At 55.8% G+C, this 2,500-nt stretch carries 1 tRNA gene and 2 rRNA genes (1 of these 3 cut by a window edge); all 3 read left to right on the top strand.

The features are described from left to right. A 23S ribosomal RNA gene (locus IEX25_RS19345) occupies positions 1–2,112 on the top strand; it begins 724 nt to the left of the window's first position. A gap of 96 nt (positions 2,113–2,208) precedes the next feature. Continuing rightward, positions 2,209–2,323: ribosomal RNA gene (gene rrf, locus IEX25_RS19340) — 5S ribosomal RNA — on the top strand. 61 nt (positions 2,324–2,384) lie between these two features. Beyond that, positions 2,385–2,461: transfer RNA gene (locus tag IEX25_RS19335), tRNA-Met, on the top strand. Positions 2,462–2,500: the final 39 nt, after the last annotated feature.

Below are 2,500 nucleotides of genomic sequence, written 5' to 3'. Positions count from 1 at the left end.
AGGATGAAGGTTGGGTAACACCAACTGGAGGTCCGAACCCACACCTGTTGAAAAAGGTCGGGATGACTTGTGCCTAGGGGTGAAAGGCCAATCAAACTCGGAGATAGCTGGTTCTCCGCGAAAGCTATTTAGGTAGCGCCTCGGACGTATCCCTCGGGGGGTAGAGCACTGCATGGATGATGGGGGCCCACAGCCTTACTGAGTCTAAGCAAACTCCGAATACCCGAGAGGACTATCCGGGAGACACACGGCGGGTGCTAACGTCCGTCGTGGAGAGGGAAACAACCCTGACCAACAGCTAAGGCCCCCAATTCGTGGCTAAGTGGGAAAGCATGTGAGACTTCCAAAACAACCAGGAGGTTGGCTTAGAAGCAGCCATCCTTTAAAGATAGCGTAACAGCTCACTGGTCTAATCAAGAGGTCTTGCGGCGAAGATGTAACGGGGCTCAAGCCACGAGCCGAAGCTTTGGATGTGCATTTATGCACGTGGTAGCGGAGCGTTCTGTGATATAGGACGCTGCCTCTTTAGCCCTGCAAAGGGTTACGGAGGCAATGTTCTGACTGTGAAGCCGGGGCGTGAGCCATCCGGTGGAGTGATCAGAAGTGAGAATGTTGACATGAGTAGCGACAAACAGGGTGAGAGACCCTGTCGCCGAAAGTCCAAGGGTTCCTGCTTAAAGCTAATCTGAGCAGGGTGAGCCGGCCCCTAAGGCGAGGCCGAAAGGCGTAGTCGATGGGAACCAGGTTAATAGTCCTGGGCCAGGAGATGGTGACGGATCGCAGGTGTCGTTCTTCCTTATCGGATTGGAAGGGCGGCTGAGCGGTTCCTGGAAATAGCCCTCCACAAGACCGTACCCTAAACCGACACAGGTGGACTGGTAGAGAATACCAAGGCGCTTGAGAGAACCACATTTAAGGAACTCGGCAAAATACCTCCGTAAGTTCGCGAGAAGGAGGCCCGATTGATGCGCAAGCATTGGTCGGGGGCACAAACCAGGGGGTGGCGACTGTTTACTAAAAACACAGGGCTCTGCGAAGTCGCAAGACGACGTATAGGGTCTGACGCCTGCCCGGTGCCGGAAGGTTAAAAGGAGAGGTGCAAGCCTTGAATTGAAGCCCCGGTAAACGGCGGCCGTAACTATAACGGTCCTAAGGTAGCGAAATTCCTTGTCGGGTAAGTTCCGACCTGCACGAATGGCGTAACGACTTCCCCGCTGTCTCAAATGTGGACTCAGCGAAATTGAATTGTCTGTGAAGATGCAGACTTCCCGCGGTTAGACGGAAAGACCCCATGCACCTTTACTACAACTTCGCACTGGCATCAGGATTGCGATGTGCAGGATAGGCGGTAGGCTTTGAAGCGGGGACGCCAGTTCCCGTGGAGCCACCCTTGAGATACCGCCCTTCGCTGTTCTGATGTCTAACCGCGGCCCGTTATCCGGGTCCGGGACCCTGCGTGGTGGGTAGTTTGACTGGGGCGGTCGCCTCCCAAACAGTAACGGAGGCGCGCGAAGGTTGGCTCAGAGCGGTCGGAAATCGCTCGTTGAGTGCAATGGCAGAAGCCAGCCTGACTGCAAGACTGACAAGTCGAGCAGAGTCGAAAGACGGCCATAGTGATCCGGTGGTCCCGAGTGGAAGGGCCATCGCTCAACGGATAAAAGGTACGCTGGGGATAACAGGCTGATGATGCCCAAGAGTCCATATCGACGGCATCGTTTGGCACCTCGATGTCGGCTCATCTCATCCTGGGGCTGGAGCAGGTCCCAAGGGTACGGCTGTTCGCCGTTTAAAGAGGTACGTGAGCTGGGTTTAGAACGTCGTGAGACAGTTCGGTCCCTATCTGCCGTGGGTGTTGGAGACTTGAGAGGAGTTGCCCCTAGTACGAGAGGACCGGGGTGAACGTTCCACTGGTGGACCTGTTGTCGTGCCAACGGCAGTGCAGGGTAGCTATGAACGGACAGGATAAACGCTGAAGGCATCTAAGCGTGAAGCCCCCCTCAAAACAAGGTCTCCCTTGAGAGCCGTGGAAGACCACCACGTCGATAGGCCGGAGATGTACGTGCAGCAATGCATTCAGTTGACCGGTACTAATGGCTCGATAGGCTTGATTTGATCCGGAAGAAGGCAGACTCGATCCCTTCCTCCAAAAGCATCCTTGGACAACATCTTCCCGCATAAACGGGAAAACGCTGAGCGTGTCTTTCCCGGTCTGGTGGCCCTAGCGCGAGCAAAACACCCGATCCCATCCCGAACTCGGCCGTTAAGTGCCGCTGCGCCGATGGTACTGCGTCCCAAGACGTGGGAGAGTAGGTCACCGCCAGACCTGGAAAGACACGCAACATCTCCCTGATACGATAAAACACTCCGATCCAGGACAACAATGGCGCGGGGTAGAGCAGCCCGGTAGCTCGTCAGGCTCATAACCTGAAGGCCGCAGGTTCAAATCCTGCCCCCGCAACCAACATTCCCCATCAAGCCCTCGCCAAACGCGAGGGCTTTC

This window comes from Paracoccus acridae (assembly GCF_014642735.1).
Classification (GTDB): Bacteria; Pseudomonadota; Alphaproteobacteria; order Rhodobacterales; family Rhodobacteraceae; genus Paracoccus; species Paracoccus acridae.
The sequence above is the reverse complement of the archived record's forward strand: the minus strand, read 5'-3'. Positions and strand labels throughout refer to the sequence as shown.